General features: G+C 72.9%; 23 protein-coding genes. 20 read left to right on the plus strand and 3 right to left on the minus strand.

Features of this window, described 5'->3' with window-relative positions:
* The first annotated feature begins 6 nt into the window (after window positions 1-6).
* The 8 genes from ACLQ3K_RS22980 (at window position 7) to ACLQ3K_RS23015 (ending at window position 9,308) form a co-directional block, all read left to right on the plus strand.
* A complete protein-coding gene (locus ACLQ3K_RS22980; protein ID WP_426001790.1) occupies window positions 7-342 on the plus strand; it encodes a YciI family protein in 336 nt (111 codons plus the stop codon).
* A complete protein-coding gene (locus ACLQ3K_RS22985; protein ID WP_426001791.1) occupies window positions 339-1,619 on the plus strand; it encodes an RNA polymerase sigma factor in 1,281 nt (426 codons plus the stop codon). Before ACLQ3K_RS22980 ends, ACLQ3K_RS22985 begins: the two co-directional genes overlap by 4 nt.
* Before the next feature lie 36 nt (window positions 1,620-1,655).
* Window positions 1,656-2,195, plus strand: a complete 540-nt coding sequence (locus tag ACLQ3K_RS22990; RefSeq protein ID WP_426001792.1) for an SRPBCC family protein — start codon at window positions 1,656-1,658, stop codon at window positions 2,193-2,195.
* Between the two features lie 189 nt (window positions 2,196-2,384).
* The gene (locus ACLQ3K_RS22995) at window positions 2,385-3,653 is read left to right on the plus strand and encodes an ammonium transporter (RefSeq protein ID WP_426001874.1); all 1,269 of its coding nucleotides are present in this window, start codon (window positions 2,385-2,387) and stop codon (window positions 3,651-3,653) included.
* Window positions 3,654-3,705: 52 nt separating this feature from the next.
* Window positions 3,706-4,044 (plus strand): P-II family nitrogen regulator, encoded by a 339-nt coding sequence (locus ACLQ3K_RS23000; RefSeq protein ID WP_068524879.1) that lies wholly within the window; start codon window positions 3,706-3,708, stop codon window positions 4,042-4,044.
* 5 nt (window positions 4,045-4,049) lie between these two features.
* Window positions 4,050-6,551, plus strand: coding sequence for a [protein-PII] uridylyltransferase (locus tag ACLQ3K_RS23005; RefSeq protein WP_426001793.1), 2,502 nt, complete (start codon window positions 4,050-4,052; stop codon window positions 6,549-6,551).
* Window positions 6,552-6,560: 9 nt separating this feature from the next.
* The gene (gene ffh / locus ACLQ3K_RS23010) at window positions 6,561-8,132 is read left to right on the plus strand and encodes a signal recognition particle protein (protein WP_336670596.1); all 1,572 of its coding nucleotides are present in this window, start codon (window positions 6,561-6,563) and stop codon (window positions 8,130-8,132) included.
* Window positions 8,133-8,225: 93 nt separating this feature from the next.
* Entirely contained in the window at window positions 8,226-9,308 is a 1,083-nt protein-coding gene (locus ACLQ3K_RS23015) for an amidohydrolase family protein (protein ID WP_426001794.1), read from the plus strand.
* 3 nt (window positions 9,309-9,311) lie between these two features.
* Here ACLQ3K_RS23015 and ACLQ3K_RS23020 read toward each other — a convergent pair whose 3' ends face one another.
* The 3 genes from ACLQ3K_RS23020 to ACLQ3K_RS23030 all read right to left on the minus strand — a co-directional run bounded on the left by ACLQ3K_RS23020 (window position 9,312) and on the right by ACLQ3K_RS23030 (window position 13,093).
* Window positions 9,312-10,196, minus strand: a complete 885-nt coding sequence (locus ACLQ3K_RS23020) for a MerR family transcriptional regulator (RefSeq protein WP_224650346.1) — start codon at window positions 10,194-10,196, stop codon at window positions 9,312-9,314.
* Between the two features lie 33 nt (window positions 10,197-10,229).
* The gene (locus ACLQ3K_RS23025) at window positions 10,230-11,480 is read right to left on the minus strand and encodes an acyltransferase (RefSeq protein WP_426001795.1); all 1,251 of its coding nucleotides are present in this window, start codon (window positions 11,478-11,480) and stop codon (window positions 10,230-10,232) included.
* Window positions 11,481-11,710: 230 nt separating this feature from the next.
* Window positions 11,711-13,093: a glutamate decarboxylase gene (locus tag ACLQ3K_RS23030; protein WP_426001796.1), complete on the minus strand. Its 1,383-nt coding sequence runs from the start codon at window positions 13,091-13,093 to the stop codon at window positions 11,711-11,713.
* Window positions 13,094-13,331: 238 nt separating this feature from the next.
* Here ACLQ3K_RS23030 and rpsP point away from each other — a divergent pair, with 238 nt between their 5' ends.
* The 12 genes from rpsP (at window position 13,332) to rplS (ending at window position 22,351) form a co-directional block, all read left to right on the plus strand.
* Window positions 13,332-13,799, plus strand: a complete 468-nt coding sequence (gene rpsP, locus ACLQ3K_RS23035) for a 30S ribosomal protein S16 (RefSeq protein WP_426001797.1) — start codon at window positions 13,332-13,334, stop codon at window positions 13,797-13,799.
* The gene (locus ACLQ3K_RS23040) at window positions 13,800-14,048 is read left to right on the plus strand and encodes an RNA-binding protein (RefSeq protein WP_013126270.1); all 249 of its coding nucleotides are present in this window, start codon (window positions 13,800-13,802) and stop codon (window positions 14,046-14,048) included. It begins immediately after the preceding gene.
* Between the two features lie 4 nt (window positions 14,049-14,052).
* On the plus strand, window positions 14,053-14,574 hold the full coding sequence (gene rimM, locus ACLQ3K_RS23045) for a ribosome maturation factor RimM (protein WP_336670591.1): 522 nt from the start codon (window positions 14,053-14,055) through the stop codon (window positions 14,572-14,574).
* Window positions 14,575-14,582: 8 nt separating this feature from the next.
* Entirely contained in the window at window positions 14,583-15,293 is a 711-nt protein-coding gene (gene trmD, locus ACLQ3K_RS23050; protein ID WP_224650336.1) for a tRNA (guanosine(37)-N1)-methyltransferase TrmD, read from the plus strand.
* A gap of 141 nt (window positions 15,294-15,434) precedes the next feature.
* Window positions 15,435-16,487 carry a HAMP domain-containing sensor histidine kinase gene (locus ACLQ3K_RS23055; protein ID WP_426001799.1) on the plus strand — a complete coding sequence of 351 codons (1,053 nt, stop codon included), beginning with the start codon at window positions 15,435-15,437 and terminating at the stop codon, window positions 16,485-16,487.
* 87 nt (window positions 16,488-16,574) lie between these two features.
* On the plus strand, window positions 16,575-16,877 hold the full coding sequence (locus ACLQ3K_RS23060; protein ID WP_224650332.1) for a YbaB/EbfC family nucleoid-associated protein: 303 nt from the start codon (window positions 16,575-16,577) through the stop codon (window positions 16,875-16,877).
* Entirely contained in the window at window positions 16,874-17,152 is a 279-nt protein-coding gene (locus tag ACLQ3K_RS23065) for a hypothetical protein (protein WP_426001801.1), read from the plus strand. Before ACLQ3K_RS23060 ends, ACLQ3K_RS23065 begins: the two co-directional genes overlap by 4 nt.
* Window positions 17,149-18,033, plus strand: coding sequence for a hypothetical protein (locus ACLQ3K_RS23070; RefSeq protein ID WP_426001802.1), 885 nt, complete (start codon window positions 17,149-17,151; stop codon window positions 18,031-18,033). Before ACLQ3K_RS23065 ends, ACLQ3K_RS23070 begins: the two co-directional genes overlap by 4 nt.
* Window positions 18,017-18,436, plus strand: coding sequence for a hypothetical protein (locus ACLQ3K_RS23075; protein ID WP_426001803.1), 420 nt, complete (start codon window positions 18,017-18,019; stop codon window positions 18,434-18,436). Before ACLQ3K_RS23070 ends, ACLQ3K_RS23075 begins: the two co-directional genes overlap by 17 nt.
* A 9-nt stretch (window positions 18,437-18,445) precedes the next feature.
* Window positions 18,446-20,887 carry a Tex family protein gene (locus ACLQ3K_RS23080; protein WP_426001804.1) on the plus strand — a complete coding sequence of 814 codons (2,442 nt, stop codon included), beginning with the start codon at window positions 18,446-18,448 and terminating at the stop codon, window positions 20,885-20,887.
* 83 nt (window positions 20,888-20,970) lie between these two features.
* Window positions 20,971-21,948 (plus strand): hypothetical protein, encoded by a 978-nt coding sequence (locus tag ACLQ3K_RS23085; RefSeq protein WP_224650322.1) that lies wholly within the window; start codon window positions 20,971-20,973, stop codon window positions 21,946-21,948.
* 61 nt (window positions 21,949-22,009) lie between these two features.
* On the plus strand, window positions 22,010-22,351 hold the full coding sequence (rplS, locus tag ACLQ3K_RS23090; protein ID WP_019203499.1) for a 50S ribosomal protein L19: 342 nt from the start codon (window positions 22,010-22,012) through the stop codon (window positions 22,349-22,351).
* Window positions 22,352-22,415: the final 64 nt, after the last annotated feature.

Genomic DNA, 22,415 nt, shown 5'->3' on the forward strand with positions numbered 1-22,415 from the left:
CGAGTCGTGAAGTACGTGCTGCTGATCTGCGACGACGAGGACGGCTCGCCGACCAACGAGGAGATCGCCGCCGACCCCGCCTACCGCGCCTACGACGAGGACCTCCGGCGCCGCGGGGCCATGCTCGGCGGGGCCCGGCTGCGGCCCGTCGCCGACGCCACCACCGTCCGCGTGCGCGGCGGCGAGACCCTCGTCTCCGACGGGCCGTTCGCGGAGACCAAGGACGTCGTCGGCGGGATCGACATCGTCGAGTGCGCCGACCTCGACGAGGCCCTCGCGATCGCCGCGAACCACCCGTACGCGGCCCGCGGGTGCGTCGAGGTCCGGCCCGTCTGGGAATGACCGCCCCCGACGCGGTGCAGCGCGCGGTCGCCGACGCGTACCGGGACGAGTGGGGCCAGGTCTTCGCCACGCTGATCGGTCTCACGGGCGACTGGGACCTCGCCGAGGACTGCACGCAGGAGGCCTTCGCCGTCGCGCTCGCCACCTGGACGCGGGACGGCCTCCCTCCGCGGCCCGGCGCGTGGCTCACTATCACCGCCCGGAACAAGGCGCGGGACCGCCTGCGGCACGACGCCACCGGTCGCGAACGGACGCGCCGGCTCGCGGCGCTCGCGAACCCGGGGGAGGACGAGCCGCCGGAGCACATCCCCGACGAGCGGCTGCGCCTGATCTTCACCTGCTGCCACCCCGCGCTGCCGCTCGCCGCCCGCGTCGCCCTCACGCTGCGCACCCTCGCCGGGCTCACGACCGGCGAGATCGCCGCCGCGCTGCTCACCACCGAGTCGGCGACGGCCCAGCGGATCGTCCGGGCCAAGCGGAAGATCGCCGAGGCGGGGATCCCGTACCGCGTCCCGCCGCCGGACCTGCTGCCGCAGCGCCTCCCCGCGGTGCTGGCCGTCGTGTACCTGATCTTCAACGAGGGCTACGACGAGGTCGACGGCGTCCGCGACCTCACCGGTGAGGCCGTGCACCTCGGACGCGTGCTGGACCGGCTGCTGCCCGACGAGCCCGAGGCGCGCGGCCTGCTCGCCCTCATGCTGCTCAGCGAGGCGCGCCGCGCCCACCGGGTGCGCGACGGGGTGCTCGTGCCGCTCGAGGAGCAGGACCGGAGCCGCTGGGATCGGGCGCTGATCGAGGAGGGCCTGGCCCTGCTGGACGCGGCGCTCGCCGCCGGGCGGCCCGGCCCCTACCAGGTGCAGGCGGCGATCGCCGCCTGCCACGCGTCGGCGCCGGATGCGCGGCGCACGGACTGGCGGCAGATCGCCGTGCTGTACGCCGAGCTCGCCCGCACGACGCCGTCACCCGTCGTCGAGCTCAACCGGGCCGTCGCGGTCGCCATGGCCGACGGTCCGCCCGCGGGCCTCGCGATCGTGGACGGGCTCGCCGACACCGGCGCCCTCGACGGCTACCACCTGCTGCCCGCGACCCGCGCCGACCTGCTGCGGCGGGCCGGGCGCACGACCGAGGCCCTGGCGCCGTACGAGGAGGCCCTGGCGCTCGCGCCCACCGACCCCGAGCGCGCCTACCTGGCCCGACGGGTGCGCGAGCTGCGCGGCGGACACCGGCCGGAGAAATTCTTCGCGGCGGATGTCGATTCCGGGCGCTCCCATCCGTAGGTGGGGTGGACGACCCCCGACCGAAGGAGCCAGATCATGTCGACCATGGAGAACACCCAGTACCTGACCGCTTCCGTGACGATCGACCGCGCGCCGGAACGCGTCCTCGCCGCGGTCCTGGACGTGCGCGGATGGTGGACCGAGAACCTCATCGGCCACTCCGCCGCCGTCGGCGACGAGTTCGTCTTCACCGACGACGCCGCGTACCCCGGCGAGACCTCCCGGACCAAGGAGGGCATCCGGTTCTGCCGGTTCCGGATCACCGAGGTGAGCCCCACCCGGGTCGCCTGGCACGCCGTGGACTGTGAGATGACCTTCATCGAGGACCGCCACGAATGGCGCGACACCGACGTGATCATCGACCTCACGCCGGTGGACCGCGGCACCGAGCTGCGCCTCACCCACGTCGGTCTGACCGCCGAGTCGGAATGCTTCGAGGCATGCTCGCGCGGCTGGAGCTTCTACGTGCGCACCAGCATCCCGCAGCTGGTCACGACCGGTGCGGGCCAGCCCATTCCCCGGTATCCCGACGCGGACGGCGCCGGCGGGGCGGCACCGTCGGAAACACGGGCGTAACCGAACGGCCCGAACCCGGGCCGACCGGTTACACACGAGCAACACGAGCGCCCCCGCAGGGAAACCGCGGCCGCCGAAGCTGTTCTCACTCGCACCGCAACGGCGGCGCGCCCGAGGAGGTTTCCCGTGCTCTTGGCTTCTGTGCCCGACGAACTGTTCGGCAAGGTCGACTCCGGCACCACCGCGTGGATGCTGATGTCCGCGGCGTTGGTGCTGCTCATGACGCCCGCCCTCGCGTTCTTCTACGGCGGTCTGTCCCGCCAGAAGAGCGTGCTCAACATGATGATGATGTCGATCGGCTCGCTGGGCCTGGTCTCCGTGATCTACGTGCTGTGGGGCTACTCGATGTCGTTCTCCGGGGAGGGCAACTACCTCGGGATGTTCGACAATCCCTTCAAGTACTTCGGCCTGGACCAGCTGATGGAGACCAAGACGTCGGGCGAGGACACCCTGGTGGTGCTCAACGCCGCGGGCAGCGGCCTCCCGGCGATCGTCTTCGCCGGCTTCCAGCTGACCTTCGCCGTGATCACCGTCGCGCTGATCTCGGGCGCTCTCGCCGAGCGCGTGAAGTTCGGGACGTGGCTGCTGTTCACCGGCATCTGGACCACCATCGTGTACCTGCCCCTGGCCCACATGGTGTGGGGCGGCGGCCTGCTGTCGAACGCGGAGGGCGGCATCGCCGCGAAGCTGTTCGGCCTGAACGAGGACGGTAAGGCCGCCGTGGCGCCCATCGACTTCGCCGGCGGCACCGTCGTGCACATCAACGCCGGTATCGCGGGCCTGGTGCTGGCGATCATCGTCGGCAAGCGCCTCGGCTTCGGCAAGCACTCCTACCGCCCGCACAACATCCCGTTCGTGATGCTCGGCGCCGCGCTCCTGTGGTTCGGCTGGTTCGGCTTCAACGCCGGTTCCGCGCTCGGCGCCAACGCCACGGCCGGCCTGGCCTGGGTCAACACGACCGCCGCCACCGCCGCCGCGATGCTCGGCTGGCTCGCGGTGGAGAAGTTCCGCGACGGCCACGCCACCACGGTGGGTGCCGCGTCGGGCGTCGTCGCCGGCCTCGTCGCCATCACCCCGGCCTGCGCGAACGTGACCCCCGTGGGCGCCCTCATCCTGGGCGTCGTGGCCGGTGTCGCCGCCGCCTTCGGTGTGGGCCTCAAGACCAAGTTCGGTTTCGACGACTCGCTCGACGTGGTGGGCGTGCACCTGGTGGCCGGCGTGATCGGCACCGTCGCCCTCGGATTCCTGGCCAAGGACACCGGCCTGTTCTACGGCGGCGACTACAAGCAGTTGGTCGTGCAGATCGTGATCGCTGCTGCCGCCCTGGCCTTCACCGCCGTCCTCACCGCGGTCATCGCCTTCGCGCTCAAGCCGCTCGGCTGGCGCGTCGACAAGGAGTCCGAGGCCGATGGCATCGACAACTCCGAGCACGCCGAGACGGCGTACGACCTGGTCTGAGGTGACCGGATCTAAGCTGAATCCACAACCGACTTAAGCGAAGGAAACTCTTATGAAGCTGGTCACCGCGATCGTCAAGCCCTTCACGCTCGAGGACGTGAAGGCGGGCCTCGAGCAGGCCGGGATCCTCGGTATGACCGTCAGCGAGGTACAGGGCTACGGCCGGCAGAAGGGGCACACCGAGGTGTACCGCGGCGCCGAGTACTCCGTGGACTTCGTGCCCAAGGTCCGCATCGAGGTCGTCGTCGACGACGCCGTCGTGGACAGCGTGGTCGACGTGATCGTCGAGGGCGCCCGCACCGGCAAGATCGGCGACGGCAAGGTCTGGGTCACGCCCGTCGAGTCCGTCGTGCGCGTGCGCACCGGCGAGCGCGGCAACGAGGCCCTGTAGCGACGATGACGGTGCCGGACAGGGCGATCGTGACGGTCGGGGAGAGCGGGTCGCCCGCGGGCGGTGGGCAGACGGGCGGCGGGCTCAGCGGCGCGAAGGAATTGGTCGCCGCCCGCGCCCGCCTCCTCGACCGGGCGTCGGGTCCGCACCGGCTCGAGCCCGCCGCCCTCCGCGGCGCCCTCGCCGACCTGGCCGAGGTGTGGCTCACCACCCACGGCGCCGCCGCCGGCATCGGTCCGGACAGCGGGCTCGCCCTCGTCGCCGTCGGCGGCCTGGGGCGTCGGGAACTGCTGCCCCACAGTGACTTCGACCTCCTGCTCGTGCACGACGACGGGCTGGACCCGGAACGCGTGACGGCCGTCGCCGAGAGCATCTGGTACCCGCTGTGGGACGCGCACATCAAGCTCGACCACAGCGTCCGCACCGTCCCCGAGGCGGTCCGCGTCGCCCAGTCCGATCTCACCGCGGCCCTCGGGCTGCTCGACGCCCGGCACATCGTGGGCGACGAGGAGATCACGAACCTGCTCATCAGCGGCGTGCGCCGGCAGTGGCGCGCCGACATCCGCTCCCGCGTCGACGACCTCGCCGAGCAGGCGCGCGAGCGGTGGCGCCGCTCGGGCGAGATCGCCCACCGCGCCGAACCCGACCTCAAGAACGGTCGCGGCGGCATGCGCGACGTGCAGCTCCTGCAAGCCCTCTCGCTCGCGCAGCTGACCGACGGGATCCCGACCCCGTCGGCCACGCCGAGCGGCACCACCGGCAACGACCTGGCCGCCGCCTACGCCCGGCTGCTCGACGTGCGCACCGAGCTGCACCGGATCGCCGGCCGCGCCCGGGACCAGGTCCGCGCCCAGGAGGCCGACGAGATCGGCGCCGCGCTCCGCCTCGGCGACCGGTTCGACCTGGCCCGCACCATCAGCGACAGCGGCCGCACCGTGGCCTACGCCGTCGACGTGGGCATCCGCACCGCCCAGAACGCCCTGCCGCGCCGCGGCTTCTCCCGGCTGCGCCGCCCGCCCGTGCGGCGCCCCCTCGCCGAGGGCGTCGTCGAGCACGCCGGCGAGGTCGCGCTCGCCCGCGACGCCCGGCCGGACCGCGACACGGGCCTCACCGTTCGCGTCGCCGCCGCGGCCGCTGCGTCCGGACTGCCCATGTCGGCGTCCACCCTCGCCCGGCTCGCCGAGGTCACGCCCGCCCCGCGCAGCCCCTGGTCGGCGGAGACCGTCGCCGACCTGCTCGCGCTGCTCGGCGCCGGGCGCGGCGCCGTGCCCGTGATCGAGGCCCTCGACCGCACCGGCCTCTGGGGGCGGCTGGTGCCGGAGTGGGGCGCCGTGCGCGACCTCCCGCCGCGCGACGCGGTGCACACCTGGACCGTCGACCGGCACCTGATGGAGACCGCCGCGCACGCCGCCAACCGCGCCACCGACGTCGCCCGGCCCGACCTGCTCGTGCTCGGCGCGCTGCTGCACGACCTGGGCAAGGGCCGCGGCGGCGATCACAGCGTGATCGGCGCCGACCTCGCCGAGGCGATCGCCGCCCGGCTCGGGCTCTCCGCCGACGACACCGCCCTCCTCGCCGCGATGGTCCGGCACCACCTCCTGCTGCCCGCCGTCGCCACCCGGCGTGACCTCGACGATCCCGCGACGATCGAGATGGTCGCGGAGAAGATCGGCCACGATCCCGTGCTGCTGGAGCTGCTGCACGCTCTCGCGGAGGCCGACTCGCTCGCCACCGGGCCCGGGGTCTGGGGCGACTGGAAGTCGCGGCTCATCGGCGAGCTCGTCCGCCGCACCAACCGGGTGCTGGACGGGGAGCCCGCGCCGCAGCCCGGTCCCGTGCCCGAGGAGGTGGCGGCGCTCGCCGCGGCGGGCGGGACGCACGTGCGGATCACGCCCGCGCCCGCGCTGGGGCCGCACACCTTCACCGTCGCCGTCGTCGGCCCCGACCGGCGCGGCGTCCTCGCTCGGATGGCGGCCGTGCTCGCACTCGCCGGCCTGCGGGTCCAGAGCGCCACCGTCGGCGCCGTGGGGGAGTCCGCGGTCAACACCTTCCTCGTGGTGCCCACCTTCGGCGACCCGCCCGATCCGGCGGTCGTCCGGCAGCGGCTGCTCGCCGCGCTGGACGGTGCCGACGTGCTCGCCGAGCTGCGCGCCCGCGAGCGCGCCGCGTCGGCCCCCGTCGACGGCAGCGTCGCCGCCCCGCCGCTGCGGGTGGCCGCCCCACCCCGGCTGCGCTGGTTCGACGGTGCGCCCGGCACCGTCGTCCTCGAGGTCCGGTCCGGCGACACCCCCGGCCTACTCGCGCGGGTCGCGGGCGCCCTCGACGACGCCGACCTCGACGTCCGGTGGGCCAAGCTGGCCACGCTCGGCGCCACCGCCGTCGACGTCTTCTGCCTCGCGGTGCCCGGCGACGAAGCGGCCGTCCGGGCCCGCGCCGAGGAGGCCGTCATCGCCGTTCTGCCGGAGGCCGCGCCGCCTGCGCCACCGGACGACGAGCCGACCCGATAGTCTGGAGCAATGTTCGAATCCCTCTCCGATCGGCTCACAGGCGCGCTCAAGGACCTGCGCGGCAAGGGCCGGCTCACCGACGCCGACATCGACGCGACGGCGCGCGAGATCAGGCTCGCGCTGCTCGAGGCCGACGTCGCGCTGCCCGTGGTGCGCGCCTTCGTCGCCCGGGTCAAGGAGCGGGCCAAGGGCCACGAGGTCTCGGCCGCGCTCAACCCCGCGCAGCAGATCGTCAAGATCGTCAACGAGGAGCTCGTCGCCATCCTCGGCGGCGAGACTCGGCGACTGAACCTGGCGAAGACCCCGCCGACCGTGATCATGCTGGCCGGCCTACAGGGCGCGGGTAAGACCACGCTCGCCGGCAAGCTGGCCGCCTTCCTCAAGAAGCAGGGCCACACGCCGATGCTCGTGGCCTGCGACCTGCAGCGTCCCGGCGCCGTCGACCAGCTGAAGATCGTCGGCGAGCGCGCCGGCGTGCCCACCTACGCGCCGCACCCCGGCACCTCCGTCGGCGGCGAGGGCGAGCTCGGCGTCAGCGCGGCCGACCCCGTCGAGGTCGCGCGCGGCGGCATCGCCGAGGCCCGGGCCAAGCAGCACGACGTCGTGATCGTCGACACCGCCGGCCGCCTCGGCATCGACGAGGAGCTGATGGGCCAGGCCAAGGCGATCCGCGACGCCGTGGACCCCGACGAGGTGCTGTTCGTCCTCGACGCCATGATCGGCCAGGACGCGGTGACCACCGCGCAGGCCTTCGCCGACGGCGTCGACTTCACCGGCGTCGTGCTCACCAAGCTCGACGGCGACGCCCGCGGCGGCGCGGCGCTCTCGGTCCGCGAGATCACCGGCAAGCCGATCCTGTTCGCGTCCACGGGCGAGAAGCTCGACGACTTCGACGTCTTCCACCCCGATCGGATGAGCTCCCGGATCCTCGGCATGGGCGACGTGCTCTCACTCATCGAGCAGGCCGAGCAGCACATGGATCAGCAGAAGGCGGAGGAGGCGGCCGCCAAGATCACCTCCGGCGAGCTGACCCTCGAGGACTTCCTCGACCAGATGCTGATGATCCGCAAGATGGGCCCCATCGGGAACCTGCTGGGCATGCTGCCCGGCGCGGGCCAGATGAAGGACGCCCTCGCCGCCGTCGACGACAGCCAGCTCGATCGGATCCAGGCGATCATCCGCGGCATGACCCCGGCCGAGCGCAGCGACCCGAAGATCATCAACGCCTCGCGCCGCCTGCGCATCGCCAAGGGCTCCGGCGTCACCGTCACCGACGTGAACCAGCTGGTGGACCGGTTCTTCGAGGCGCGCAAGATGATGTCGCAGATGGCCGGCTTCGGTGGCGGCGCCCCCAAGCGGCTGTCCAAGCGCAAGCAGAAGGGCAAGCAGGGCAAGAAGAACAACCGCGCCCGGCAGACCGGCCCCGCCGGGCCCCGCATGGGCGGCGGCTTCCCCGGGATGCCCGGGATGCCCGCCGGAATGGACCTGTCGAGCATGCCCAAGGGCCTCGACCAGCTGCCCCCCGGCCTGGAGGGCATCGACATGGCCGCGCTCGAGGAGCAGCTCCGCAAGAAGCGGTAGCACCTCGCGAAATCGGCGGAATCCTGCGGTACGAGGCCACAAATGGCCTCGTACCGTCGAAATCGCCCGGTTTCACGACGTAGGGTTGCCCGGGTGAGCGATCTGCACTTCACCGGCGCCGTCCTACCCGGCGGCGAGGGCGAGTTCTGGGTGTCCGACGGTGTCGTCCACCTGTCGGATCCGGGCGGTCCCGCCACCGAGCTGCGCGGCTTCGCCATCCCCGGCTACGTCGACGCGCACTGCCACGTCGGCATCGTCGAGGAGGGCGAGCCCGACCTGGTGCGCGGCCGCGCCCTCGCGCTGGAGGACGTCGCCGTCGGCGTCACCGTGATCCGCGAACCCGGCTCCGACCTCGACACGTCGCCGCTGGACGGACAGCCGGGGCTGCCGCGGTTCGTCCGCATGGGCCGGCACATCGCGCTGGTCAAGCGGTACACCCGCGGGCTCGGCGAGCAGCTCGAGGACCCGTCGCAGCTCGTCGACGCCGTCCGCCGGCGCGCCGCCGAGGGACACCCGTGGATCAAGCTGGTGGGGGACTGGATCGACCGGTCCGCCGGCGATCTCGCGCCGCTGTGGCCCGACGACGTGCTCGCCGAGGCCGTCGCCGTGGCGCACGACGCCGGTGCCCGGATCACCGCGCACGTCTTCGGCGAGGACGCCCTCCCCGGGCTGCTGGCCGCCGGCGTCGACGCGATCGAGCACGGCTCGGGCCTCGCCGCCGACACCATCGAGATCATGGTCGAGAAGGGGATCGGCCTGGTGCCCACCATGATCCAGATCGAGAACTTCCCCTCCATCGCCGCCCCCGCGGCGGAGAAGTTTCCCACCTACCACCGGCACATGATGGCGCTGCACGACCGTCGCAAGGCGACGTTCCGGGCGGCCTGGGAGGCCGGCGTCGCCATGTACGCCGGCACCGACGCCGGCGGCTTCAACGTGCACGGCGCCATGCCCCGGGAGATCGAGGCGCTCGCCGCCGTCATGCCGCCGGAGGAGGCGATCGCCGCCGCGTCCTGGCGGGCGCGGCAGTGGCTCGGCTTCGCCGGCATCGACGACGGGGCCCCTGCCGACCTGGTGATCTACGACGAGGACCCGCGCGTCGCGCTCGCCCACGGCGCCCTGCCGGCACCGTCGGCCGTGGTGGTCCGGGGCGAGCTCGCAGACCTGCCCCGGTAGCCGCTACGCGTGCGCGCGGAGCGCGGCGATGACCCACTCCGCCGCCGGCACCATCGCCGGGCGCGGCGGCCAGCCGTTCAGGACGCCCAGCAGCGACCAGTAGCGCTCGACCCGCGCGTCGGTGAAGGTCACCATCTGATCGGCCATCGCGGCGCGGTCCGTGCCCTCCGGTAGGAGCGTCGCCAATAGCGCCGCGGCCTCCGCCGAATCCGGCGCGGTCCCGTTCTCCGCCGCCGTGCGGGCGGCCTCGAGGTCCACCATCACCGGCGCCTCCGTCGCCGCGGCGCCCGTGACCGCCATCTCGCGGGCCCGGGCCCGGAACCCCTCGTCCGCGACCAGCGCCGCCAGCTCGATCCACGCGTCGACCTGGGCGGGCGTCGGATCGTCGGGCAGTTCGGCGGGCATCGACCGCATCCCGTTCGCGATGTGCGCGCCCGGGGCGTCCGGGGCGATGCCGGCGAAGGCCTCGTCGACGAACGCGTCGATGATCCGCTGGCGCTCCGCCGCGGACAATGTCGCCATCTCGTGCATGATTCTCAACTCCTCGGTCGTACTGTTCCTGGTGGCGACCGACCGCAGCACCGCCCGCCGGATCCGCAGCGTGCGGATCTCGGCGTCGAGGGCCTTCGCATGCGCGTCGGCCACCGCGGCGAGGCCGACCTGCTCCGCGAGAACGGCACGCACCGTCTTCACGTCGAGGCCCAGCGCGCGCAGCGTCCGCACCAGCTCGAGCCGCGCCACCGATTCCGCGTCGTACAGCCGGTATCCGGCCGCGCTGCGGATGGTGGGGACGAGGCCCTCGTCGGACCAGAACCGGATCGTCTTCACCGACGCCCCGGTCCGGGCCGCGACGTCGCCGATGCTGAACAGTGCGCTGTCGTCGGTCACGGGATCAGCCTGCGGTCTCCAGTGAGGGGAGAGTCAAGGGGTTCTGGGGCGGGCGATGCCGGCGAGGCTCTGCCCGCTCGGCTCCGACGGTGCCTGCTTCCGTTTCGGCCTCGGCCGGCCGACCCACCACTGCGCCTTCGGCGCGCGGCTCAGCAGCTCGACGATGCCGAGCGTGATCGCGATCGTCAGCACGTACGCGACCGCGGTGCCGAAGGGGGAGGGCAGCACCGTCGTCAGCCAGGAGGCGCCGTCGGCAGTGCGGGGGAGCAGCAGCGTCTCGAGGACCATGACGTGCACCAGGAAGACGCCGAAGGAGCGCTTGGCCCCGTAGGAGGCGAAGCGGGTGAGCCGGGGCAGTCGGTGCCGGTTGCGCGCCAGCAGCAGGCCCACCGTGTACACCGCCGCCACCAGCACGACGTAGAGCACGAAGTTCGCCGGCTGGAAGACGGCCGACGCCACGATCGGCGCGGTCTCGTCGCCCAGGCGCACCCGGTAGAGCACCTGCGCGCCCACCGCGACGAGGGCCGCGGCCGCGAAGATCAGCGGGGCGTGCCGCAGCAGGACCGCCTCGATCCGCTCCCGGTGGAAGGCCGCGACGACGCCCAGCAGGATGAAGAACTGGTACGGCACGAACGTGGCGTACAGGTGCCAGAAGTTCTCTCCCCACCACCCGGTGGTCGGGTTCCAGTAGGTGGCGGCGACGTAGATGCCCACCTGGAGGACCGCGCTCACGGCGAGGATCGGTACGTGGAACCGCCGGGTCCGCTCGACGAACGCGAAGATCAGCGGGAACAGCAGGTAGATCTGCAGCGTGACGAAGATGAAGTACAGCTGGTAGCCGTTGGTGCCGCCCCACTTGAGGCTGTTCCAGAAGTCGCCCAGCTCGGTGGGGATCCGGCCGCCGTTGCCGGCGACCACCATGTCGTACGCCCAGTAGGCGAACGCCCACAGCACGAACGGCGTGATGACCAGGGTGAGGCGCTTGCGCCAGAACTGCACGGGGCTCAGGCGCGCCCCGCGCTCCACGATGCCGTACGCCAGCACCAGGCCCGTGAGCGCGAAGAAGGCGTTGCGGGTGAAGTGCAGGTTCATCGCGATCGCGTTGGTGACGGTGCCGTTGACCTCGTCGTTGGTGTTCGTCAGCGTGTGGATGAACACCACGAGCAGAAAGGTGATCGTGCGGACGAAGTCGAGCTGGTACAGATAGCCGCCGCGCGACGGGGCGGCCGCCGCGCGCCCGGTGACTACCGGGGACGCCGTGGGTCGATCCAGATGCGTGGCCATGGGCTGAGTCTGCGGTCCGTTCCTGCGAGGGTGCTGAACGCGGCCTGGCAGGGGGCTACACCGGGCTGACGGTGCATCGCGCAGGCAACAACGGGGTTGAGTTTACCCGTCGGTAACCATTGCTTTCGCAACATCGGCACCGAAGTGGCGCTTGTCACGCGATGGGGACCGTCTTCACCTCGACCCTAGCGGCCGGGCGGGATCGCGGCCCGGAGCCGCGTGTCGCGGAGTCAGTAGTGGAAGGCGGTCCGCTGCTCTTCCGGCCCGTCGGTCCGCGACAGCCGGGTGAGGGCGGCGGCGAGATCGTCGCGGAGCTTGCCCGCGAGATCGCCGGAGAAACCCTCCCGGACGACGATCCGCAGCACTGTCACGTCCTGCGCGTCGGCGGGCATCGTGTACGCCGGCACCTGCCAGCCGTAGGCGCGGAGTTCGTGGGAGACGTCGAACGCGGTGAACGGTGCGTCGTCGTCGACGGTCAGCGTCACGACCGGCAACGCAGTGCCGTCGGTGACCACGTGCAGATGCGGCAGAGCGGCGACCTCCTTCGCCAGCCAGGTCGCCGTTCCGCGCAGGGCGCGCATGATCTTGGTGTACCCGTCGCGGCCGAGGCGGATGAAGTTGTAGTACTGGCCGATGATCTGGGCGCCGGGGCGGGAAAAGTTGAGGGTGAAGGTGGGCATGTCGCCGCCGAGGTAGTTGACACGGAAGACCAGGTCGTCGTCGAGGGCCGCCCGGTCGCGGAAGACCACGAACCCGATGCCCGGATACGTCAGCCCGAACTTGTGGCCCGAGGCGTTGATCGACGCGACCCGCGGCAGCCGGAAGTCCCATGCGAGGTCCGGGTCGAGGAAGGGGGCGACGAAGCCGCCGCTGGCGGCGTCGACGTGGACCGGGACATCGGGGCCGCCCTGTGCCGCGAGGTCGTCGAGCGCGGTGCAGACACCCGCCACGTCCTCGTACTCGCCCGTGAACGTGGTGCCGAGGATCGTCACGGCGCCGATGGTGTTCTCGTCGACGGCGGCCCGCACCTGCTCCGGCGTGATCACGTAGCGCCCGGGTTCGATCGGCAGGTACACCGGCTCGACGTCGAAGTAGCGGCAGAACTTCTCCCACACGACCTGCACGTTCGACCCCAGGACCAGCTTCGGTGCGCTCGCGTCCAGGCCCCGCGCCCGGCGCCCCTTCCGCCAGCGCCACTTCAGCGCGAGACCGGCCAGCATGACGGCCTCCGAGGAGCCGATCGTCGACGTGCCCGTCGCGGAGGCGGGGTCGGCGGGATCCAGGCCGGGGGCGTGGAACAGATCGGCCACGATCGCCACGGTCCGCGCGTCGATCGCGGATGTCGCCGGGTACTCGTCGTGGTCGATCGCGTTCTTGTCGAAGGACTCGGACATCAGGGCCTGGCCCTGCGGCTCCATCCAGGTGGTGACGAAGGTCGCGAGGTTCATCCGCGACTGGCCGTCGAGCATGAGCTCGTCGTGGATGAAGCGGTACGCCTCCGACGGCGTGGTCTCGCCGTCCGCGAGCCGGGCGCGGGGGAGCGGGTCGGTACCCAGCCGTCCGGCGTAAGCGGGGATGAGGAAGGCGTCGTCGTCGAGGGGATTCGTGCCCATGGCCGCACGCTACCGCCGCGAGCCCGCCGCGGCAGGCCGAGAACCGGCGGACGACGGCGGGAGCGCGGTCACGCGATTTCGCGCCGGTCGCACGGCGTGGCAGAATGGAACGCTGCTGACCGGCAGCGGCTGAGATACCGCCCCGGCGGTCACGCAACCAGACGGCAAAACCGGGTGCGTTCATCCTGACGCATCGCTGAATTGCACACGTGACTACACACGAAGGAACCACAGGCACATGGCTGTCAAGATCAAGCTCACGCGGCTCGGCAAGATCCGCAACCCCCAGTACCGCGTCGTCATCGCCGACTCGCGCACCCGCCGCAACGGCCGCGCGATCGAGTCGATCGGCAAGTACCACCCCAAGGAGGAGCCGTCGCTCATCGCGATCGACTCCGAGCGCGTGCAGTACTGGCTGGGCGTCGGCGCGCAGCCGACTGAGCCCGTCCTCGCCCTGCTGAAGATCACCGGTGACTGGCAGAAGTTCAAGGGTCTCCCCGGCGCCGAGGGCACCCTGAAGACGGCCGCCGAGAAGCCGTCCAAGCTGGACCTGTTCAACGCGGCCCTCGCGGCCGCCGACAACGAGCCGGCCGCTGCCGCCACCACGCCCAAGAAGAAGGCGGAGAAGAAGGCCGACGAGGCTCCCGCCGAGGCTGCTGAGGCTCCGGCCGAGGCCGCCGCCGAGGCTCCGGCCGAGGGCGAGTAAATGAGTGCCGTCGTCGCTGATGCCGTCGAGCACCTCGTGCGCGGCATCGTGTCGAACCCGGACGACGTCCGCGTCGACCTCATCACCGGCCGTCGCGGCCGCGTGATCGAGGTTCACGTGAACCCGGACGACCTGGGCAAGGTCATCGGCCGTAGTGGCCGCACCGCCACCGCCCTGCGCACCCTCGTCACCGGCATCGGCGGCAAGGGCATCCGGATCGACGTCGTCGACACCGATCGGGTCCGCTGACCCGATGGAGCTCGTGATCGGGCGTGTCGCTAAGTCGCACGGCATCCGCGGCGAGATCGTCGTGGACGTGCGCACCGATTCGCCCGAGCTCCGCTTCGCGGACGGCGCGGTCCTCACCGGCCGGCGCCCCCGCGAGACGAACACCCAGACGTACACCGTGGCAGCCTCCCGGAACCATTCCGGGAGGCTGCTGGTGCGTCTGCAGGGCGTGAACGACCGCACCGCCGCCGACGAACTGCGCGGCACCCTCTTCCTCATCGACTCCGCCGATGTCGAACCGAGCGACGACCCCGACGAGTTCTACGACCACGAACTCGAAGGCCTCGCCGTCCGCACCGTCGGGGGCGAGGACGTCGGCACCATCGCCGAGGTGCTGCACGCGCCCGGCGGAGAGCTGCTGTCGGTGAAGGCACCCGACGGCCGCGAGATCCTCATCCCGTTCGTCACGGCCATCGTCCCCGACATCGACCTCGCCGGCGGCGTCGTCACCGTCGACCCGCCCGAGGGTCTTCTCGATCCGGAGTAGCGACTGACATGCGCATCGACGTGGTGACGATCTTCCCCGAGTACCTCGCGCCGCTGCGGCAGGCGCTGCTCGGCAAGGCCGTCGACAAGGGCCTGCTCGAGTTCGGCGTGCACGACCTGCGCGACTGGACCCACGACGTGCACAAGGCCGTCGACGACTCGCCCTACGGCGGCGGGCCCGGCATGGTCATGAAGCCCACCGTCTGGGGTCCCGCCCTCGACGACGTCTGCCCCGACGACGCCCTGCTCGTGGTCCCCACCCCCGCGGGCGTCCCGTTCACGCAGGCCATGGCGCACGAATGGGCCCGCGAGGAGCACATCGTCTTCGCCTGCGGCCGGTACGAGGGCATCGACCAGCGCGTCTTCGACGACGCTGCCCGCCGCGTGCGGGTGGTCGAGGTGTCGATCGGCGATTACGTCCTCATCGGCGGCGAGGTCGCCGTCCTCGTCATGGTCGAGGCCTTCGGCCGGCTCATCCCCGGCGTGCTGGGCAACAAGCTCAGCCACCAGGACGACTCCTTCTCCGACGGTGCCGGCGGCCTCCTCGAGGGGCCCTCGTACACGCGGCCCGAGACCTGGCGCGACCTCACCGTGCCGCCGGTCCTCCTCTCGGGCGATCACGCCAAGGTCGGGCAGTGGCGCCGCGAGCAGTCCCTCGCGCGGACCGCGGACCGTCGACCGGACCTGCTGCCGCCCGGCGCGGGCGAGACCACCGCCTGACCGACGGTCCGCCACGCCGCACGTCCCCGGCGCGATCAACGCCGGGAACGGATCGCCGATCGGTATCGTCAACCCGGGGAACAGCGCCGACGCGATCGCACCGCCGCGGCCGCGGCGATCGGCGCCCCGGGAGGAGGACGCGTGGCAGGGACACCGGCGCCGGGTGCGACCGCGCTCGGATCGACGCGCACGCGCCTGCCGCTCCTCGCCGGGGCCGTCGTGGCCCTCGGCGCCGCGGTCGTCGCCTGGGCGACCCTGCGGGTCTCCGACGCCCACCCCGGTTCCACCGCCGTCACGGTCCTGACGACCGCGGTCCTGGCGGGCCTCGTCGCCGCCCTCGTCGCATGGTTCGTCGCGGACCGGGTCCTGCGGCGGGTCGGCGTGCTGGAGAAGCGGTTCCGCGAACTGGCCGACGGTGATCCCCGGCTGCGCGTGGACGAGCCAGCCGGCGACGACGAGCTCACCCGCCTGGCGCGCACGCTCAACGACGCCCTCGACCGCCGCCAGCGCGGGGCCGAGCGGCGCCTCGACTTCGTCGGCGACGCCGCGGACGCACTCCGCGGCCCGCTGGCCGCGGTCCACACGGACCTCCTCGCCGCGACCCGGCCCGGTGGCCCCGACCCCGCGCACGCGGTCCAGCGGGGCCTCGCCGCCACCGACCGGCTGCAGACCGCCGCCGCCGACGTGCTGCTGCTGGCCCGCCTCCGCGCGGGCGACCGGCCGCGCCGCGAGATCCTCCCGTGGTTCGAGGTGATGACAGACGTGCGCGCCCCGGCCCGGGCGACCTTCTCCGTCGAGGGCGACCTCGCGACCCTGGTGCTCGGCGCCCGCGCCCACCTGACCGTGCTGATGCAGTACCTCCTCGACGAGGCCGCGCGGCACGCCGAGACGGCCGTCGTGCTGCGGATCGCGACGTTCGACGACGCCGTCGTCCTCCGCGTCGACGACGACGGACCGCCCATCCCCGCCGCCGAGCGTGCGCGGGCCTTCGCGCCCTTCGAGGATCCCGACCGGCTCCGCGCGGACGGCACTGGACTCGCGCTGGTCATCGTCGACGAGATCGTCCGGGCGCACGGCGGTTCCATCCGCATCGAGGACTCGCCGCGCGGCGGGTCGCGCCTGCGGGTGGAGTTCCCCGCGGTGCGGGGCGATGTGCTGCCGGACTGGGAGTCCCCGGCGCCCGGCGTGCGCTGATTGACGCGGAATCCGCACCCGGGGGGCGCGGTCGCACGGCATGATGGTCGCAGCGGGCGTGGGGGCGCCCGCGGATTCGGGGGAATCATGGCTGAGATCAGCGGTGCCGCCGCGCTGCTCGCGGACGTCGAACGCCGCGAGGCGGAGCTCGCGCGGCTCGACGAGGAGTTCCGCACCGCCCGCGTGACGGCGCGGTCGCAGGACCGGACCGTCGCCGTCACCGTCGACGTGCGAGGACACGTCGTCGAGGTGGACCTGGCGCCCGGGACGCCGCGCGCGCACCCGCCGGAACGCCTGGGCCCCTTGATCGCCGAGCTCGCGGCCCGCGCGGCGGGCACGCTGCGCGAGCACTACGAGCGACGCGCCGAGCTGACCCGCGTGCCGCGATGATCTTCGAACTCGAGCCGGACGCGTGGGAGCGGGAGGCGCGCGCCGTCGACGCGCTGGCGGACTCCCTGCCGGCGCCGGAGCCCCTGCCGCTGCCCGACGACCGGTACGCGCGCGCCCTCGGCGACGTCCCCGGCGCGTCCGACGCCGCGGCGCGGGAGCTGCACGCCGCCGCCGTCGCCGAGCTGCGCGCGTTCGCGGCGCTGATCCGGCACCGGGCCCGCCGAGCGGCCGGGGCGGACCGCGCCGCGGCCGAGGCGATCGAGGCCGTCCGGTGACCGATCCCGCGTTCTGGCCCCAGGAGCCCGGCCCCTACGCCGCGACGGGCGAGCAGTTCCTCGCCGCGCACGACGCGGCGCGGCGGATCGCCGCCGGCCTCGGGATGCCCCCGCCGTCGGGCGCGCTCGTCACGGCCGCCGAACTGGACGGGGCGCGGGCGCGGTTCCACGCCGACTACGCGCGCCTCGTGGGCGACACCCGCGCCCGCATGACCGACGTGGCCGCGCGCACCGCCCTGGCCCGGCTGGAGGCCCGCGGGCAGAACCCGCCCGGCGATCCCGGGGCCGAGCAGTCCGCCGACCTCGCGGACGAGCGGGGCCGCGCCGAGACCGAGGACGCCGCGGAGGAGGCCCGCCGACGGTCCGCCGAACTCGCCGCGGGGCACGGCGCCGCGGTCGGCTCCTTCGCGCCCCTGGCCGGGATGGGCATGCTCGGCAGGTCCTTCGGCGCCGACGGTGCCCACCGCGCGGCGCAGTACGCGGTACCCATCGCCGCTCCCGCTGACCTCGACCTGCGGCTGCGCGAGGTGTGCGGGGCCGTGACCGGGCCGGCGCGGGGCTGGGTGCGGATGGCGGTCGCCGAGGTGACCGACGAGGCCGGGCGGCCGTGGCGGCTGATCGGCACCACCGAGCTCGACGGCTATCTCCGTCCCGGCATGATCCTGCGCGACGGCGAGCTCGCCGCCGGCAACGAGGTCTGGCCGGAGCTGTCCATCGCGACTTTCTGCGCAGCACACGGTTTCGCGCCGGGGCCGGTGGTCGGCGCGGTCGAACCGCCGCCCGACGTGTGCGAGTACCTGCGCGCCGCCGGCTTCGCGCCGATGTGGTCGTCCGACGCGTGGTCCGTGGGCTGGGAGGACGCCTATGCATCGCTCGACTAGCCTGCCCGACCTGGCCGAGGCCGTCGCCGCGGTGCCCGCCGACCAGCGGCACGCCGCGGGCGTCGCGCTGGTCGCCGGGGCCCTGGACCGCGCCGCCGACCCCGCTCTCGACGCCGCGGGCGAGGTGCTGCTCGACGAGCGGCGTGCGCCGGGTTCGCGGGGGAGCGAGGCGGACCGTCTGGCGGCCGCGGCCGACCGCCTGGACCGCGAGGCGCACGCGCGCCGCCTCGACGGCGACCACACCGGCTACATCCTGGGCTTCCAGTCCGCGCGGGTGATGGCGGCGCTGCACTTCCTCGTGCGCGACGGCGGCGCCGGTTTGGCCGACGTCGCCTACGAGGCGGTGATGGTGTGCGGCGCCACCGAGCCGGTGATCGCCGAACTCGTCGGTGCCCGCCGGTAGGGTGGCCGCGTGAATTCGAGCGCGCCCGTGAAGTCCGTATCCGCCCGCATCGCCGAGGAGCTCTCGGTGGCGGAGAACCAGGTGGCCGCCGCGATCCGGCTGCTGGACGAGGGGTCGACGGTCCCGTTCATCGCCCGGTACCGCAAGGAGGTCACCGGCAGCCTCGACGACGCCCAGCTGCGCACGCTGGAGGAACGGCTCGGCTACCTGCGGGAGCTCGACGACCGCCGCGCCGCGGTGATCGCCTCCATCGAGGAGCAGGGCAAGCTGACCGCCGAGCTGCGCGCCGCGCTGCTCGCGGCCGAGACCAAGGCTCGCGTCGAGGACATCTACCTCCCGTACAAGGTCAAGCGCCGCACCAAGGCGCAGATCGCGAGGGAGAACGGCCTGCAGCCGCTCGCCGAGCGCCTGCTGGCCGATCCCACGCTGGTTCCGGAGGAGCTGGCCGGGGAGTTCCTCGGCGAGAACGTCGCCGACGCCGCGGCCGCGCTCGAGGGCGCGCGGCACATCCTCGTCGAGCGGGCGGCCGAGGACGCCGAGCTGGTGGGCACCGTGCGCGAGAAGTTCTGGGCCGATTCCACGCTGCGCACCGGCGTGCGCGAGGGCGCCGACCCGCAGAAGGCGCAGAAGTTCCGCGACTACTTCGAGTTCTCCGAGCCGCTCGACCAGATGCCCTCGCACCGGGTGCTCGCCGTGCTCCGTGGTGAGAAGGAGGAGGTGCTCTCGCTGCAGTTCGACGGCGGTGAGGACGCCGACTACGAGGCGATGGTCGCCTCCACGCTCGGGATCTCGAACCAGGGGCGCCCGGCCGACAAGTGGCTCGGCACCGTCGCGCGGTGGGCCTGGCGCACGAAGCTGATGGTCTCCGCGACCGTCGACGCGCGGACCCGGCTGCGCCAGAGCGCCGAGGACGACGCCGTGCACGTCTTCGCCACCAACCTCAAGGACCTGCTGCTGGCGGCGCCCGCCGGTACCCGGCCCACCCTGGGCCTCGACCCGGGCTTCCGCAACGGCGTGAAGACCGCCGTCGTCGACGGCACCGGCAAGGTGCTCGACACGCTGATCATCTACCCGCACCAGCCGCAGAACCAGTGGGACAAGTCCAAGGCACTGCTGGCGGCGCTCATCGCCCGGCACGACGTGGAGCTGGTCGCCATCGGCAACGGCACCGCGTCGCGCGAGACCGACGCGCTGACCACCGAGCTGCTTGGCGAGATCAAGAAGGCCGGTGCGAAGGTGCCGGCGAAGGCCGTCGTGAGCGAGGCGGGCGCGTCGATCTACTCGGCGTCGGAGTACGCCTCGCAGGAGCTGCCGGACATGGACGTCTCCCTGCGCGGGGCGGTCTCCATCGCCCGACGCCTGCAGGACCCGCTCGCCGAGCTCGTGAAGATCGACCCCAAGTCGATCGGCGTGGGCCAGTATCAGCACGACGTCTCGCAGGCCAGCCTCGCCAAGTCGCTCGACGCGGTCGTCGAGGATGCGGTGAACGCCGTCGGCGTCGACCTCAACACCGCGTCGGCGCCGCTCCTCGCGCGCGTCTCCGGCGTCACCGAGAACCTGGCGGCCGCGATCGTCGCGCACCGGGACGGCGCCGGCGCCTTCCGCAGCCGCAAGGGCCTGCTGGACGTGCCGCGCCTCGGCCCCAAGGCCTTCGAGCAGTGCGCCGGCTTCCTCCGGATCCGCGGCGGCGACGATCCGCTCGACGCCTCGGGCGTGCATCCCGAGGCCTACCCGGTGGTGCGGAAGATCCTCGATCGCTCCGGGCTGGCCCTCGCCGAGCTCATCGGCAACGGCCCGGCGCTGGCGAAGCTGCGGCCCGCGGACATCGCCGCCGAGCTGGCCGACGAGCGCTTCGGCGTCCCGACGGTGACCGACATCCTCGCCGAGCTGGAGAAGCCGGGCCGCGACCCGCGGCCCGCTTTCGCGACGGCGACGTTCGCCGCCGGCGTCGAGAAGGTCTCGGACCTCAAGCCGGGCATGGTGCTGGAGGGCGTGGTGACCAACGTCGCGGCCTTCGGCGCCTTCATCGACGTGGGTGTGCATCAGGACGGGCTCGTGCACGTCTCCGCCATGTCCGACCGGTACGTCTCCGACCCGCACGAGGTGGTCAAGTCCGGCCAGGTCGTCAAGGTCAAGGTGGTCGACGTGGACGTCGAGCGTCAGCGCATCGGCCTCTCGCTGCGTCTGAACGACGACGCCGCCCCCAAGGAGCGCGGGCCCCGCGGCGGGGGAGCGCAGCGCGGCGGCGGCCAGCGGGGCGGCGGTCCCCGCGGCGACGCGCGCGGCGGGCAGCCGGGTGGTGGCCAGCGCGGGCAGGGTGGTCAGGGCGGCCAGAACCGCGGCCAGGGGCAGCGGGGCGGCGGACAGAACCGGCCGTCGCGCGGAGGCGCGCAGGCGGCACCGTCGGGGTCGATGGCGGATGCCCTGCGCAAGGCCGGCTTCGGGAGGTAGTTCCGCGCGCCGCGTGCGCGGGCGCCTGCATCGGGGGCGGCGTTCCGACCTGGGGCGACGGTGCGCGGCGCTAGGTTGGAGGGATGTCCACCTGGTTCGCGAACGACATCGTCGCAGGGGGACGGCTGCCGCTGTTCTCCTTCTGCGTCGGTCTGATCGTGGGCTTCATGGGGATCCGGATCAGCGTGCGACTGATCCGGGCGGACGTGAGCTGGTGGTTCGGCAACGTCAAGCCCGGCGGCCTGCACCTGCACCACATGGTGTTCGGCGTGGTGCTGTGCCTGGGCTCGGCGATCGGGCTCATCGCGAACTTCGACAAGGCGACCCAGACGACGGCGGCGGTGCTCGCGGGCGTGTTCGGGCTGGGGGCGGCGCTGATCCTCGACGAGTTCGCGCTGATCCTCTACCTGCGCGACGTCTACTGGCAGGAGGAGGGCCGCGCTTCCGTGGACGCCGTCTTCGTGGCGATCGCCATGAGCGGCCTGCTGCTCCTCGGACTGCGGCCGCTGGACCTGGTGGACTTCGCGGGGTTCCGCGACTCGCCGGAGCGGGCCGCGCAGATCGGCTTCGGCGTGATCAGCCTCGGGACGGCGGCGATCGTGCTGCTCAAGGGCAAGATCTGGACCGGCCTCATCGGCCTGTTCTTCTTCCCGCTGCTGCTGATCGGCGCGATCCGGCTCTCGCGTCCCGGCGCGCCGTGGGCCCGCTGGCGGTACGAGCAGGACTCGCGGCGCATGCTCCGCGCCCTGCGCCGCGAGCGCCGGCTCCGCCGTCCGCTGATCCGCGCCAAGATCGCGGTGCAGGACCTCATGGCGGGCCGCCCGGACCTGCTGCCGCACCTGCGGGAGGACGCGGAGAAGGAGCTGGACCGCACCGTCGTGCCCGCGCCGGCGCCGCCCCGTCGGCCCCGGTCGATGGCCCGGCGCCTCACGATTTCGAGAAACCGGCGGCGATCTGGCACAATCAACAGGTTGCCCGGGCTGCGTGCTACCCGGGCGTATCCGGCTGCGGAGCGGCCGGCAGGACAGGAGTACGAACCGGTCGAACCCCCGCGGCAGTAGTCGCGACGGGCCGCCAGGGTCCTCTGCTCACGAAGACATGTAAGAAACGGATGATCCAGCGATGAACACGCTCGACTTCATTGACCAGCAGTCCCTGCGCAGCGATGTGCCCGACTTCCGCCCCGGCGACACCCTTGACGTGCACGTCAAGGTCATCGAGGGCAGCAAGGAGCGCGTCCAGGTGTTCAAGGGCGTCGTGATCCGCCGCCAGGGCGGCGGCGTGCGCGAGACCTTCACGGTGCGCAAGGTGTCCTTCGGCGTCGGTGTGGAGCGCACCTTCCCCGTGCACTCCCCGAACATCGCCAAGATCGACGTCCTCACCCGTGGTGACGTGCGTCGCGCGAAGCTGTACTACCTGCGCGACCTGCGCGGTAAGGCCGCCAAGATCAAGGAGAAGCGCTGACACCAGCGCCGCCGGCGATCCGAGTGACCGCCGCGTAGCACCTCCCGAGCGCCCCACGATCCCG

Source organism: Tsukamurella sp. DT100 (genome assembly GCF_049844855.1).
Lineage (GTDB): Bacteria > Actinomycetota > Actinomycetes > Mycobacteriales > Mycobacteriaceae > Tsukamurella.